Origin of the sequence: Legionella bononiensis (assembly GCF_016786215.1) — a bacterium.
In the GTDB taxonomy this organism is placed as follows: Bacteria; Pseudomonadota; Gammaproteobacteria; order Legionellales; family Legionellaceae; genus Legionella; species Legionella bononiensis.
Genome location: NZ_JADOBG010000007.1, coordinates 121,596 through 135,984 on the forward strand (window position 1 = coordinate 121,596; position 14,389 = coordinate 135,984).

Sequence of the window (14,389 nt, forward strand, 5' to 3'; positions counted from 1 at the left end):
ATTGTATAAATAGTTCCTCATTAAGATTAAATATAAAACAATCCATGGGGTGTATCAAAAAATTATTAAGTACTTCTTAACAACTGTAATTAAGTAGGATTTGAGAGGTAAAGCTGCTACGTAAATAAAATCCGCGAGGTAAAGTCTTTACTTTATTGCCTTCAGCATCATAACAAAAACATAAAGACTTGCCATTTGCTGCTTTTGGTCGGACTTGCAAATAAGTTCCAACTTCTGCATTAATGTGTTCAAGATTTCCAGTACTGATTTGTAAGGTCAAATAATCCCAGTCTGCTGACAAAACAGCCTCCTCCTGCTCACTAGGAGACCATAAAAATCCTTTTCCTATTCGTCGCTGTTCAAAAGGAATGTCTTTGTCCCCTTCAATCGGGATCCATAAAACTCGCTTGAGCTTGGCATAACATTGTGATGACTTCCAGTTTTGGTGATTAATCATAAGCAATGGGATGGACGTGACAAAAGTTGATTCTGCCGGCTTCCCTGATTTAGATATGGGGAGTGTCTTAAGCTCAATACCCAGCTCTTGGAAATCAGGTTCTGATTTATTGTCTGCATCAGTTCCCAAAGCAAGTTCAAGAGCCATACCAACCCACCCTTTTCTGTGAACTGGATTAAAGGGTATCGCTAATTTTAATACCATACTTAACTGAGCAAAACTTAATCCTTGAAGCCGGTTACTTCGATCGAGTAACTCTACCTCAGTCTTGGGTGGATTGATTTTTGGGGTAGAAATCTGCATGTCCTTCTTTAAACTCCACAGTAATCGGTTCGATCGGTGGCTTGATCCCTGCAGCTTTAAACTGAGCTGTAATGGCAAACAAAACCTTGGAACGTATTTCGACACGATTATGTGCCTGAACATTGATGAAATAGCGTGCCTCAAACTCAATTAATGCCGTATCAATTTTCTTTAAAAATACCTGTGCTGGAGGATCACCAACTATTTCAGGAATTATGGCAAGAACATCAAGAATCAGTTGTTGAATCATGACCGGATCATCGGCTCTACTCACTTTAATTGGAATTACTGTTCTGACAATACCATCCTGGTGAGTCCAGTTAGTAAAGGGTTTATTAAATGTTTCTGCATTAGGTATTAATACTTGTGTATTATCCCAGGATGACACGCGCATTGAACGGATACCAATGTGAGCAACCTGACCTTCGTATTCACCTATCGTAATCAAATCGCCTTCTCTAACAGGACGCTCAATAAGTAGCATAATCCCACCCACTATGTTTGAGGCGAAATCACGTAATCCAAATCCCATACCTACAGCCAAACCACCCAAAATCATGGACATACCACTGAAATCCAGTCCCAGAACATGCAAGGTAATAAAGCTGCCTAACAAGATTACTGCGTATTGAGTAAAAACAGATAAACTATTTCGAATCCCAACATCCTTAGCGTTTTTAAAAAGCCAGCGATAGCAAAACTCACGTGTCCACTTGGCAGCCCAGACAAAAATAGCCAGTAATATAAAAAACTCAATAACACTAAATACAGTGATATGTATTCCAGTGAAATTGACGATACTGTACTGTGCCAATTTTTCAATGCTAATAATGACCAGTGAATCTGAATGCCAGCCAAATAACTGAAATAAAATAAATACACTCGTTAAAAATAATACTATTCGCAGTATTCCATCAAGCGGTTTGAGAAAGACCTCTATCCATAACCAACCATTTTTTAGTGATGAAATCATCCATTCGGATAATAGTTCCAATGCATCAAATACTAATCCTCTGGCAAGAATGTACCCCACTAGCACAGTAAGAATGTAGGCCTGGTAACGACTCATAGTCCATGCTAAATTTACAAATCCCAATAAACCAATTATCGCCGTTGTAAATAATGTGATGGGAACCAAAATAACCAATAGTGAAATTGCATTTTTAACATATCTTTTTTTACCTTTTATCAAAGGTCTTAACAAATAGGGAATCACATCCTTGCTTTTCCAGGCTACCAGAGAGACCGCAAGGATAAACAACATGAATAATCGATTAAAAATATCCTGAAGCAATAACGTCAATGGAAGTATGTGGCTGAATACCATCAATGCAGTAGTCCATCCACCAAACAGTAATAACCATTTGAGCCGATAATACAGTTTTACATCCTTTCCAGAGGAATCAGATATTCGCTCTAATAAGACTAATCGTGCAATTAAAATGAGCATCCGAAATGTAAACCAGACGGTAATCAGATTAAATAACAGTTGATAATTTGAGAACGAAATATTGGTGATATAAAGTACAATCCACAACATAGTAAAGACACAGAGGTATGGAACATTTCTTTGTACCAGAGTTAACGCACCGTCATACAGATAACCTGTTAATCGAGATCGCTCTTTATCACTTCTCAGTGTTTTCAAAAATCGGTTTAATATATAAAAAATACCTATAATCAAACCCAAGGCTGTCCATAAAATGGCAAGCGGTAAAGAATCCAACCAGGTATAGCTATCATAAACCTTCAATGTTAAGGTTTTTAGGTATTTATAAAACAAATTAGGCATATCAATCAGCTTATGCAGTATTATTGGCCAGCTATTAATATTGTATTCAGCAAGGGATTGGCGTGTTGAAATCTGTTTTTTAAGTTGATTTTGATAGTCATCGAGACTTTTAATCAATTGGATTTTTTGAGCTTCAGCATCCTTAATTTGCTCTTTAATATCAAGTTGCAATGAATTAAGTGATTTCTTCAGTTCCGGTTTTATTGACAGGTTCGTTTCTGTATTAAGCGTTTCTAATATCTGTTGTAACGATTTTTCTATAGTTGCGTATTGATTAATGGATTCTCTATAAGTATCTGTCACATACTGTAGCGTTTTGGTATCCGAACTATTCAATAATAATATTCTGGCTTTAACTACTTTTTTTTGAACTGTTAATGCATCGAGATATTGATGAATTATGGCAATATGTTGGTTATTAATAAATAAACGTGCTTCATGATCGATCTGTTCATCAGCATTGCGTTCCGGTTCCATACCTCGCTGTTTAAAGACATTATTTTGGTATAATAAACCAAGCTTCTGATTCAACTCTGTTTTCAAGGTCTTGAAGTGTACTAGTTTTTGTTCAAGTTCAAAATTAGATTTCCACAGCTTTAATTTCTTAATTTCATCAGACAGCACGACTTGAAACTGTTTTGCCAAATCGAGATTCTCATTGATCAATTCTATCGTTTTTTTATTTACTGTCAGTAGAGTTTCCACTTTACCAACCCGTTCCTGAACAGTGACTTCTCCATTAGCGATGGGTAACTGTTGTAAATGTTTTAACCGTTGATTTAGATAAATCTGTTGTTTGTTCTGATTTTCAAGAAATCCTTCAAGGCTTTGGATTTTCGCATTGGTCATGGACAGCAAAGCAGATGTCTGCTGCATTTTAGTGTTGTACTGCTGCTCATCCTGAGGTGCCGTTTGTTGTTTCGCATCATTTATGGATATGGTTAAATGCGTTTTTTCCTGAGCTAAATACTCCACTAGAGTAGCATTTATTTGTTTATCGGGTAAGGTAACGGGTTTTGACGACGGCGCAGAGCTTATTTGCCCACTCAGACCTAGGCACAGCATGAAAAAAATTAAAGGCATACACCACCAGCTCTTTAAGCTGGTGGTGTTTCGAAACTCTTTATTTTGTCGTAGTTGTAGGTGCAAGTCGGATTCCCAGTTCATTCAATTGCGCAGTACCTGTAGGAGATGGCGCACTAGTTAAAAGACAGGATGCTGTTTGCGTTTTAGGAAATGCAATGACATCCCTGATGGAAGCAGAGTCAGTTAGCAACATAGCAAGTCTGTCAATTCCTAAAGCAATTCCACCATGTGGCGGAGCACCATATTGCAACGCATCTAACAAGAAACCAAATTTCTCTTGAGCCTCATGTTCATCAATACCCAGCAGATCAAATACTGTCTGTTGTAATAAGGGCTGATGAATACGAATAGATCCCCCACCAATCTCATAACCATTGATTACGATATCATAAGCTTTGGCTAAAGTGTTTGTTGGGTTCGCACGAAGCTCTTCTGGTGATAAATCCTGAGGTGAAGTAAAAGGATGATGCATGGATTGTAACCGATTGTTCTGATGATCCATCTCAAACATAGGCCAGTCAACTACCCACAATAACTTCCAATCAGCACTCAACAGATTTCGATCATGTCCAAGCTTCACTCGTAAAGCCCCCATTGATTCATTTACTATATGGGTCTTATCAGCGCCAAAGAAGATAACATCACCAGTCTGAGCACCTACTCTTTTAAGAATAGATCCAACGGCTTCTTCAGAGAGGAACTTTAATATGGGTGACTGAAGTCCAGCCATTCCATCATCCAGATTGTTCACTTTAATATAGGCAAGACCTTTAGCTCCATATATGCCTACAAATTGTCCATAGCCATCCAGATCCTTACGACTCAGATCACAGCCATTTGGAAGTTTTAGAGCAACAACTCGTCCATCACTGGAATTTGCAGCGTTTGAAAATACGTTAAAATCGCAATCTTTAACTAAGTCAGCTACATCAATCAATTCCAGAGGGTTACGCAGGTCAGGTTTATCACTACCGAATCGTTTCATTGCCTCAGCATAAGACATTCTGGGTAATTTCTGTGGTAATTCTATATTTAGAATGTTTTTAAATACCACTTTTAATAGACCTTCGATCAACTTCAAAATATCTTCTTCATCGATAAATGCCATCTCAATATCAAGCTGAGTAAATTCAGGCTGTCGGTCAGCACGTAAATCTTCATCTCGGAAACAACGGACTATTTGATAATATTTATCAAAGCCGGACATCATCAATAACTGTTTGAATAATTGAGGGGATTGAGGCAATGCATAAAACTGTCCAGGATGAACACGCGATGGAACCAGATAATCACGGGCACCCTCAGGGGTCGCTTTAGTTAGCATGGGCGTTTCAATATCAAGAAAATCCTGTTGATTCAGATAGTTACGAATGCAACTGGTTAACTGATGTCGCAACATAAGTTTATTCTGCATTGAAGTACGGCGTAAATCGATGTATCGATATTTATATCGTAAATCTTCATTAACAATTTGATGATCATCGGGTAAAAATGGTGGTGTTGGTGACTGATTCAGGATCTCCAGCCTGGTTCCGATTACCTCAACCTTTCCTGTAGCCATTTTATCGTTCACCATCCCTTCGGGTCGATTACGAACGATACCTGTAACACGAACAACAAATTCAGATCTCAATTTTTCGGCAATAGAAAATGTATCCTGGTTCTCAGGCTCATAAACCACCTGGAGCAAACCGGAGCGATCACGAACATCAAGGAACACAACTCCGCCATGATCACGTCTATGATGTACCCACCCACATACAGTGACTTCTTGATTTAAACATGATTCATTCACAGTTGAACAGTAGTGTGTACGCATAAAACCACCTTTATATTTTTATTGTGTTTTTGCCAATGCTGCCAACTGCGTTGGACTGCATTACGCCGAGAGATATTATAAATTTTAACGCTTCGTCTACACTCATATTGAGTTCTATCGCATCCTTTTTTGGAACCATCATCAAAAAACCTGATGTAGGATTAGGTGTTGTAGGGATAAATATAGAGACCAAGTCTTCATTTGTTTTTGCATTAATTTCTGAATGACCAGATCCTGTTTGGAATCCTACACTCCAGACCCCCTGTCGAGGGTATTCAATAAGTAATACTTTACGAAACGCTTCACTATTAGAAGACAATACGGTATTGAGTATCTGCTTGACCGCATTGTAAATCGATCGCACCAATGGAATTCTTGCGAGTATTGACTCGCCCCAACTCATTAGCCTTTGACCAAAAAAATTGGTCGCGAATATCCCTGTAGCAATGAGCAACAACAACGATATAACGACGCCTATACCGGGTATATGAATTCCCAGTAATTGTTCCGGCTGATATGCTTTAGGAACTAATGCCATTGTATTATCGAGCAAATCAATAATAAAACGAAGGACTCCAATTGTTACCAATATAGGTAACCAAACTACCAGACCTGCCAGCAGATATCGTCGTATCGATACAGACTTCACTCAGAATCACCTTTAGTTGATTTTGATGAGTCAGAAGTTTTTGGAGAAGTATCCTTGCTTGCAGCGTCAGCAGTCGGAGAAGCTGCGTCTTTCTTTGATTCGGAAGAGGCCTTTGGCGTTGAGCCTTTATCTTTGAAATCCGTTGCATACCAACCTGTGCCTTTTAGTTGAAATCCTGCAGCCGAAATTAATTTGACTACTGTGTTTTCAAAGCATTTAGGGCACTGTGTGACTGGTTTATCTGTGTATTTTTGCATCAAATCAAAATGATGATGACAACTTGTGCATTGATATTCATAAATTGGCATCGCAAATGGCTCCGTTAACTTCAAATAACTCTGATTTAACCTTGTATTATAACCAAGTACGGATAGATGGACAACCTTTTAAATGAGATAGGCGCTGAAGAATAAGCAAGAAATGCCTGAATTTACAAGATGAGGGAAATAGTATGTCTTTAATTTAAATTTTTAGCCTGAAACAACGGGTCAAGGCTTAATTTTGGATAAATTTACATCAATTAATTCACTGCCAAATGGGAGAGTCGCCAATAAGGGGTACTCCAACAGGTTTTTAAGGGTTTCAATATTTTCATCCAGGAGCAACATATCCGGATCGAGGCAATTAGCTATCCAACCTGCGCACTCAATATGATGTGTCTTTAGAGCCAGTCCAGTAAGCAAAGCATGATTAATACACCCTAATTGCATACCAACAACAAAAATAACAGGAATCTCACTGGCCTTCAGGAACTCGATCCATGTCTCACTATGATTTAAAGGGACCATAAGCCCACCAGCCCCTTCTATAAACATAATATCCGCTTCCTTTACTTCCAAACTCAGACAATAATCAGACAACTCATGAATATCCAAAACCACTCCAACATCTTGTGCTGCCAGATGAGGTGAGACAGGTAGTGGAAATCGCCATGGATTAATTTGATCCATAGATAGAGGACTGTTTTGCATCAAGTGCTGAGCATCAGAATTTATTAATTGATCCATTACAACGGAACAACCGCTGGCTATTGGTTTTATAGCTACCGCATTTGAAAAATACTCAACTAATTTGCCTGTGACAAATGTTTTTCCACAATCAGTATCAGTGCCTGTAATAAAATATCGTTTCATTGTATAAATCCTGAAAACTGTTCAACAAATGCCTCTGTATGGGATAAAAACGGCATATGCGCCGCTTTAGGAAACAGAACGTATTTAAAATCCGGGTAAATTGCTTGCATGGAATTCATGGTCCTGACCGGAGTGATCGGATCCAAACGTCCAAACATAAAGCACGTTGGTGTGTTCAGTGAGTTTAACCCGAGTCTAAGATCCCATTCATCCAGAATTTTAAGTCCTGATTCCAATCCACTTTTAGAAGGAAGGACACCCGAAGTAAATTGAAATTGATGCTTATTTAATTGAAGATTAACAAATTCTTGCAGTGTTTTATTAATATCCTGTGAAAGATTATTATAAAAATGAGCGAATACCTCTCTCGAAACACCTGGCCATTCGACGTCAGAAATAAATCGTGGCGAACTGGTTATATTCACCAATTTTATTATCCGATCTTGCTCCTCTATTGCCAGCCGGGTAGCAAATAATCCCCCCAAAGACCATCCTGCCACAATGAATTTGGGTGGTAGTCTGGAGACTAAGTTCGACTTAAAACTATTCCAATCCTGTATTGGACTTAATCCAAATCCCGGCAAATCAACCAATATCAATTGATAAGACGCTTCAAAATAAGGGACAAGGGGTTTCCAGACCTGACTGTCAAAACCCCATCCATGAAAAAATACCAAGGGTATTCCAGTTCCATAACTAGTGATGTGTATTGTCATAAATATTATCTAATGTTGTAAACAGTTTATTGATATGCTTTTCCTGATGATTGAAATTCAGAATGATACGTAGTCCTGTCTGTTTGATATTGACGGTTGGAGACCGTATAGGAGAACAACTGATTCCAGCTTTTTTAAGCTCACGAACATAATGTAATGCTAAATGAGGGCATCCTAATTGAAGTTGCTGAATTGGGGAGCTTGAATCGCTCCAGTGTAAAGGAGAGCTGTTTATCTGCCGTCTAAAATAATCAATCAATTGAGATAATCTTCGTCTTCTATCATCTGCAAGCACAACCACATCCAGAGTTTTGAGTAAGCCATAGCTAAAGGCAGGACTTATAGCCGTTGAATAGATAAGCGATCGTGCTGCTTGCAATAGCGCATTAATCCATTCTTTTTTTCCAGCAACTAAGGCGCCTTGAGATGCAAAAGATTTACCAAATGGAATAACTCTTAAGGGCACTTCATTCTGAGACAAGCCATGGTGCGCAACGGCTCCCCGGCCCTGTTCACCTAAAATACCAAATGAATGAGCTTCATCGACTAAAAGCACCGAGCGCTCGCCATCACATAGATCAGATAAGCTGGATAGTGGCGCAAGTTGTCCGCTCATGCTGAATATGCCTTCAGTCATGATGACATTCTCATCATCTCTGTTCTTTAGCTTACGAACAAGATCGACCATATCATTATGAAGGTATCGGGTGAATTGAACTTGAGATAAAATTAAACCATCATAAATTGAAGCATGTATCCCTTTATCTATAAGACAATGGACTTTAATTTTTCCCATTAAAGAAGCCACAGCCAGATTTGCTGCATAACCTGAAGAAAATAAAATACAGTCATCAACAGCCAATAACTCTGCAAAAGAACGTTCAACTGCCTGATGATTCGGATGATATCCGCTCAGTACCATTGATCCGCCACTGCCAGTTGGATGCCTGGTGTAGCCTTCTTGATAGGCTTTAGCAATACGGTTATCAGTAATTAAGGATAAATAATCGTTGCTATCAAACTGTATCAAATCAGCATGCGCCGAATCTGTTACTCGACGCGTTCTCAATAATCCCTGTTGACTCAAGCTCTCCGTATATTCTCTAATTTTATGATTTAGAGCCATTAAACCATCTCGGTTAAACCCAGTTTATTAAACAGTGCCTTATCTTTAACTCTCTGAGGATTTTCTTCAGTTAATAATTTATCGCCGATGAAGACAGAATTGGCGCCGGCAAAGTAGCATAGGGCCTGTAATTCATCACTCATTTCAGTTCTTCCCGCCGTTAAACGGATGGCACTTTCCGGCATTAAAATTCGTGCAGTCGCTATAGTACGAACCAATTCGATGCCTTCAACCGGCTCTGCCTTGGCAAGCCGAGTTCCCTCAACTGGAATCAGGCGATTAATCGGTACACTCTCTGGAGGAGTTTCCATATTGGCCAAAGTGAATAAAAACTCAATTCGATCTTCTCGTGTTTCTCCCAAGCCAAGAATGCCGCCACAACATACATTAATTCCAGCAGCCCTAACATGCTCTAGTGTATCCAGGCGATCACTGAATTTACGGGTTGTAACTACTTTTTCATAATAAGAAGGTGATGTATCAATATTATGATTATAATAATCAAGCCCTGCTTCTTTTAAGCACTTCGCCTGTTCCTGATTCAACATACCCAGGGTCATACAGGTTTCCAATCCGAGTGCTTTAACGCCTTCAATCATTTCCTTTAGTTCAGGCATGACTTTATCAGGCGGGCAACGCCATGCAGCTCCCATACAAAATCGTTTGGCACCACCTTCTTTTGCTTCCTGAGCGCTTTTTAAAACATCAGCTACAGACATGAGTTTTTCTTTCTCAACATGAGTTTTAACATGTCCACTTTGAGAACAATACCCACAATCTTCTGGACATGCTCCTGTTTTAATACTGAGTAAGGTTGCAAATTGTAACGAATTTGAATCATGGTGCGCTCTGTGCACGGTATGTGCCTGATGCAACAAATCATTGAATGATTGTTGATAAATTGCTGCAATCTCAGATATTGTCCAGTTTTTCTTAGCCTCAGTCACCACTACCCCCTTTAATTCATAATAACGAACATGATAAAGTCACGCCAACACTTGTCAACCTAAATTTGAAAAAATGGTCAACATAAACAAACTCATTTCTAGAGATTTAAAACACATCTGGCATCCCTGTTCCCAAATGAAGGACTTTGAAACCTGTCCACCAGTGATTATCGAACGAGCTCAGGGGAGCTATCTCTATACGAACCAAGGGCCAATGATCGATGCAATATCAAGCTGGTGGTGTAAATCCCTAGGACATGGCCATCCTGCTGTATTGTCCGCTATTAAAAATCAAATGAATTATTTTGAGCATGTGATAGGTGCCAATACCACACATCCATTGATTGTAGAGTTGGCTGAATTATTAACTGAAATGACGGGTAAGCAACATGTGTTTTTTGCCAGTGATGGCGCAAGCGCCGTAGAAATTGCGATGAAACTGGCAATTCATGGAACGCAAATTAAAGGATTTAAAAATAAAAATGAATTTATTGCACTTAAAAATGGATATCATGGAGAAACGCTGGGAACCATGAGTGTCAGTGATTTGAGACTCTATAAAGCTCCTTATGAAACTTTTGGGGTGACCTGTCATTTCATAGACACTATTCCTTATGTATCTTCTCAAAATGATCCGTTATGGAGTAATTGTGATGATCATTGGTCTGCTGTGATCAATCAACTGGAACACATCAGTGATAATGTCTGTGCTGTTATTCTCGAGCCAATCATTCAAGGTGCGGGCGGCATGCTGTGTTATAGCCCTGATTTTTTAAAAAAACTGTCAAGCTGGACTCAATCCAAGGGCATTTATCTGATCGCTGATGAGATCATGACTGGAATGGGACGAACTGGTGAATGGTTGGCGTGTCATCATGCAGGAATAGAACCCGATCTGATCTGTTTATCCAAAGGATTAACCTCAGGAACCCTGCCCTTGAGCTGTGTTATGATTGACAGCTCGATATTTGATCTTTTTTACGCTGATTATAATTCAGGTAAATCATTCCTGCATTCCCACACCTATAGTGGTAATCCTCTGGCAGTATGTGCCGCTCTGGCCACAATAAAAACCTTTCATAATGAGCAGATCATCAATAAAACCAAGGTATTAGGTGATATTATGCTCCAGAAAATTCATCAGGTAGCTGAACGTTCTGGTAAGCTTAATAATATACGTGGACTGGGCGCTTTAGTTGCTGCCGATTTAATCAGTGCGGGTGATTACCGTATTGGCAATGAAGTTTATCAACAAGCATTAAACTTTGGCGCATTAATAAGACCCATAGGAAATACTTTATACTGGATGCCTCCGTTAAATACTGAACCAGAAACTATTGGGAAATTAGCTGAAATAACACTAAACTCTATAGAGGCGGCCTATTTTAAAGCTCAAAAATATGAGTAAGGTATTAAAAGAAATATCACAGCTTATTATAAAACAGTTCAATTATTTTTGGATTTTAATCACTATTATTGCACTTGTATTTTCCCTGTACACCAATTGGCACTTAAGTATAAACAGGACTTATGAAAAAATCTCCTATGTAGCGACATTGATAAGTAACCGTGTTGATGGATTTATAGAGGATTTGTTTCAGGAAGTGTATACCTTGCCAGTATATGGAAAAACCTTTACTGATTGTAAATCTGGCTTGTATCCCTATTTAGAACATATTACTTTAAATAATGAAAATATTGCGGGCATTTCGATAAGTGATAACCGTCAACAGCTAATCTGCTCCTCATTGCCAAATAACGAGTCAATCATCTTATCAACTACGCATGCTCGGACTCTATCAGGACCTTTTAAATTGCCCCTGTTTGATCAACCGGTATATCTGGTCCAGCAAAAAATGGGAAACTATCATATTGGAATACTTGTAGTATCGTCTATTTTGCAAAACATACTCAAAATATCAGATAAAGATACGAATTCTGTGGCCTTATATAATAACTTCGAAAAAAGAAATATCATTCGAGTTGAACGCACTGACGACAATAGAAGCTGGAAATTGAGTCAGTACATCAATGAACAAACACCAATGAATACCAAAGAATTGTATGTCATTGATAAAACACAAAGTATTGACGGAGTGGTCGTAGTTGTTTTTGAAAATCATCAAACATTAATTAGCAACCTCCTGTATAGTGAACTACTGGTAACTCTGATTATATTAGTAAGCTCTGTCCTGATATATCACTTATTAAAAAATGCGATTACAAAGCGCTACTCTTTGCAGGGAGCCATTAAGCTTGCGATTAAAAACAATGAGTTTTATCCTGAGTACCAACCACTGTATAACTGCGAGAAGGGTTCATTTACAGGAGTAGAGGTCCTGGTGAGATGGCGTGATAGCGAAGATCAGTTGATTATGCCCGATTTTTTTATTGCTGAGGCAGAAACTACCGGGCTCATTGTACCTTTAACGCTCCAAATTATCGAAATTTCATTGAGAGAAACACAATCCATACTGCAAGAAAACAGCGAATTTCATCTTGCATATAATCTTTCAGCACTTCATTTTACAGATCCTTCCTTTTTTACCGAGTTCGAACTACTCGCCCGACAATTCGCTATATTACCCAGCCAAATCATCTTTGAGATCACTGAACGTGAATTGTTAGATAAAAATAACAGTGCATTTATTGGAACGATGAACAGATTAAGAAAAGTCGGTTATTCACTGGCTGTTGATGATTATGGCACGGGACATGCAAGCATCAGTTATTTGCAACATTTTCCATTTAACTATTTAAAGATCGATAAACTGTTTGTGCAGGCTATAGGTACCAAAGCCATTACAGAATCTTTAAATGATGCCATAATACAAATGGCTAAAGGGTTAAATTTAATTATTATCGCTGAAGGTGTGGAGACAGAAGAGCAAGTCGATTATTTGTCAAACAATGGAGTACGATTTCTGCAGGGTTGGTATTTTTCAAAGGCATTGCCCATTGACAAATTAGTAACTCTTTTAAAGGGAGAAAAAGAATGAACTATTATATTGGTTGTTTGCTTGTTTTGATTTGTTTGCCTGGTTTAGGAATTTCAGCTCCTGTTAATGAAAACTCCAGTTATTGGCAATGCATCACCCAGGATAAAGCCAACAAACAATGGACCGCTAGAAACGGTTATCAAAAAGTTGCGCTGAACATCGCCTTTGCCATGTGCAAAAAAGAAAGTGAGTTTCCTACCACTTGCAAAGCTTCCAAATCCAACTGTGAAGGATTCTATATGGGCATGAGTACAAAACCCTTATGGCGCTGTACTGCTGTAGATCATACTGCTGCTCCATGGAACAGTAATTTTTATTCTCAGCGAGATGATGCTGCTCTCGCAGCTGAAGCTTATTGCAAAGAAAACAGCAGCCTTCCTGATACTTGTTATATTAATATGGTGACCTGTAGAAACTTTAATGAAGGATTGAACTATCCATGATGTATAGTATTGGATTAACAGGTAATATAGCCAGCGGTAAAACAACGGTTGCGCAGATTTTTTCTGATCTGGGAATTGAAGTTTTAAGTGCGGATCAAATATCCAGAGAATTAACAGCAAAAAACACTGTTGCGTATTATGAGATAGTAAAACACTTTGGCCCCAAGACTCTTTTGGAAAATGATGATCTTGATAGAAGACACTTGAGAGAACTCATTTTTACTCATCCTGAAGAGAGACTCTGGCTAGAAAACTTGTTACATCCGCTCATCAGGCAGCAACTGGAACAAAAAATTAAAATGTGTACTTCGCCATATTGTGTAGTAGAAATCCCCCTCTTACTCGATAAGAAACACTATCCTTATCTTAATCGGATTTTAGTAGTCACCGCACCTTTAGAACTCCAGATTGCCAGAGTCATGGAACGTGACCACTGTACCCAACAGCAGGCATTGGCTATTTTATCGACACAACCCGAATTAAACGAACGATTAAAAATTGCAGATGATGTCATTATCAATGATTCTGGATATGAGCAATTAAAAGAAGCTGTAATCGAATTACACTCCAAATACTTAAAATCAGTTTGCTAAAGTTCCTCGTGATTATCAACAGCAGACAGAAATCCCCAAGTTAGTAGCCCGTATTAGGCGCAGCCGTAATACGGGAATGATGTGACTTCGAACCCCTGTATTACGACTTCGTCGAATATAGACCACTTTTGATTTTCTCCTTAGCCTGATGGCTATGAGTTTCGACCTAACTTACGCTCGTTGATCAGTACCCTTCATCCCCAACCCTTCTCCCTTAAAAGGGAGAAGGGAGCGGTTGGTACAAACCGGGTAAACAGGTAACACTCCAATAGAAGCAAGCAGCTTAAAGCTTTTTTAACGCAATGTTCCATTTCAAACGTTATTGA

General features: G+C 38.7%; 13 protein-coding genes. 4 read left to right on the forward strand and 9 right to left on the reverse strand.

Annotation, left to right across the window (positions count from 1 at the left end; all coding sequences use genetic code 11):
• Window positions 1–76: 76 nt before the first annotated feature.
• From mutH to bioB, 9 genes are all read right to left on the reverse strand, one after another.
• A complete protein-coding gene (gene mutH, locus IZU94_RS04825; RefSeq protein ID WP_203108554.1) occupies window positions 77–760 on the reverse strand; it encodes a DNA mismatch repair endonuclease MutH in 684 nt (227 codons plus the stop codon).
• A complete protein-coding gene (locus tag IZU94_RS04830) occupies window positions 720–3,719 on the reverse strand; it encodes a mechanosensitive ion channel domain-containing protein (RefSeq protein ID WP_203108556.1) in 3,000 nt (999 codons plus the stop codon). The genes mutH and IZU94_RS04830 overlap by 41 nt, the downstream gene beginning before the upstream one ends.
• The gene (aspS, locus tag IZU94_RS04835) at window positions 3,676–5,457 is read right to left on the reverse strand and encodes an aspartate--tRNA ligase (RefSeq protein ID WP_203108558.1); all 1,782 of its coding nucleotides are present in this window, start codon (window positions 5,455–5,457) and stop codon (window positions 3,676–3,678) included. Before aspS ends, IZU94_RS04830 begins: the two co-directional genes overlap by 44 nt.
• Window positions 5,458–5,467: 10 nt before the next feature.
• Window positions 5,468–6,106 carry a DUF502 domain-containing protein gene (locus IZU94_RS04840; RefSeq protein WP_203108559.1) on the reverse strand — a complete coding sequence of 213 codons (639 nt, stop codon included), beginning with the start codon at window positions 6,104–6,106 and terminating at the stop codon, window positions 5,468–5,470.
• Window positions 6,103–6,414: an FmdB family zinc ribbon protein gene (locus tag IZU94_RS04845; RefSeq protein ID WP_203108561.1), complete on the reverse strand. Its 312-nt coding sequence runs from the start codon at window positions 6,412–6,414 to the stop codon at window positions 6,103–6,105. Before IZU94_RS04845 ends, IZU94_RS04840 begins: the two co-directional genes overlap by 4 nt.
• Before the next feature lie 180 nt (window positions 6,415–6,594).
• Window positions 6,595–7,239, reverse strand: a complete 645-nt coding sequence (gene bioD, locus IZU94_RS04850) for a dethiobiotin synthase (protein WP_203108564.1) — start codon at window positions 7,237–7,239, stop codon at window positions 6,595–6,597.
• Window positions 7,236–7,955: an alpha/beta fold hydrolase gene (locus tag IZU94_RS04855; protein WP_203108566.1), complete on the reverse strand. Its 720-nt coding sequence runs from the start codon at window positions 7,953–7,955 to the stop codon at window positions 7,236–7,238. Before IZU94_RS04855 ends, bioD begins: the two co-directional genes overlap by 4 nt.
• Window positions 7,936–9,081 carry an aminotransferase class I/II-fold pyridoxal phosphate-dependent enzyme gene (locus IZU94_RS04860; protein ID WP_203108568.1) on the reverse strand — a complete coding sequence of 382 codons (1,146 nt, stop codon included), beginning with the start codon at window positions 9,079–9,081 and terminating at the stop codon, window positions 7,936–7,938. The genes IZU94_RS04855 and IZU94_RS04860 overlap by 20 nt, the downstream gene beginning before the upstream one ends.
• On the reverse strand, window positions 9,081–10,028 hold the full coding sequence (gene bioB, locus IZU94_RS04865; RefSeq protein ID WP_203108570.1) for a biotin synthase BioB: 948 nt from the start codon (window positions 10,026–10,028) through the stop codon (window positions 9,081–9,083). Before bioB ends, IZU94_RS04860 begins: the two co-directional genes overlap by 1 nt.
• 73 nt (window positions 10,029–10,101) lie before the next feature.
• Between bioB and bioA the strand changes: the two genes are divergently transcribed.
• Genes bioA through coaE form a run of 4 tightly spaced genes read left to right on the forward strand, consistent with a single transcriptional unit; the run spans window position 10,102 to window position 14,063 of the window.
• Complete coding sequence (bioA, locus tag IZU94_RS04870; protein ID WP_203108572.1) at window positions 10,102–11,436, forward strand: adenosylmethionine--8-amino-7-oxononanoate transaminase; 1,335 nt, start codon at window positions 10,102–10,104, stop codon at window positions 11,434–11,436.
• Window positions 11,429–13,027: an EAL domain-containing protein gene (locus tag IZU94_RS04875; RefSeq protein WP_203108574.1), complete on the forward strand. Its 1,599-nt coding sequence runs from the start codon at window positions 11,429–11,431 to the stop codon at window positions 13,025–13,027. Before bioA ends, IZU94_RS04875 begins: the two co-directional genes overlap by 8 nt.
• Entirely contained in the window at window positions 13,024–13,470 is a 447-nt protein-coding gene (locus tag IZU94_RS04880) for a hypothetical protein (RefSeq protein WP_203108576.1), read from the forward strand. The genes IZU94_RS04875 and IZU94_RS04880 overlap by 4 nt, the downstream gene beginning before the upstream one ends.
• Complete coding sequence (coaE, locus tag IZU94_RS04885; RefSeq protein ID WP_203108578.1) at window positions 13,467–14,063, forward strand: dephospho-CoA kinase; 597 nt, start codon at window positions 13,467–13,469, stop codon at window positions 14,061–14,063. Before IZU94_RS04880 ends, coaE begins: the two co-directional genes overlap by 4 nt.
• The last annotated feature ends 326 nt before the right edge of the window (window positions 14,064–14,389 follow it).

Bases quoted from the DNA above. Each gene is read 5' to 3' on its own strand.
- IZU94_RS04855 (WP_203108566.1), bottom strand. From the start codon at position 7,955: ATGACAATACACATCACTAGTTATGGAACTGGAATACCCTTGGTATTT.
- coaE (WP_203108578.1), top strand. From the start codon at position 13,467: ATGATGTATAGTATTGGATTAACAGGTAATATAGCCAGCGGTAAAACA.
- IZU94_RS04880 (WP_203108576.1), top strand. From the start codon at position 13,024: ATGAACTATTATATTGGTTGTTTGCTTGTTTTGATTTGTTTGCCTGGT.
- bioD (WP_203108564.1), bottom strand. From the start codon at position 7,239: ATGAAACGATATTTTATTACAGGCACTGATACTGATTGTGGAAAAACA.
- IZU94_RS04830 (WP_203108556.1), bottom strand. From the start codon at position 3,719: ATGAACTGGGAATCCGACTTGCACCTACAACTACGACAAAATAAAGAG.
- IZU94_RS04860 (WP_203108568.1), bottom strand. From the start codon at position 9,081: ATGGCTCTAAATCATAAAATTAGAGAATATACGGAGAGCTTGAGTCAA.
- bioA (WP_203108572.1), top strand. From the start codon at position 10,102: ATGGTCAACATAAACAAACTCATTTCTAGAGATTTAAAACACATCTGG.
- IZU94_RS04875 (WP_203108574.1), top strand. From the start codon at position 11,429: ATGAGTAAGGTATTAAAAGAAATATCACAGCTTATTATAAAACAGTTC.
- IZU94_RS04845 (WP_203108561.1), bottom strand. From the start codon at position 6,414: ATGCCAATTTATGAATATCAATGCACAAGTTGTCATCATCATTTTGAT.
- mutH (WP_203108554.1), bottom strand. From the start codon at position 760: ATGCAGATTTCTACCCCAAAAATCAATCCACCCAAGACTGAGGTAGAG.
- aspS (WP_203108558.1), bottom strand. From the start codon at position 5,457: ATGCGTACACACTACTGTTCAACTGTGAATGAATCATGTTTAAATCAA.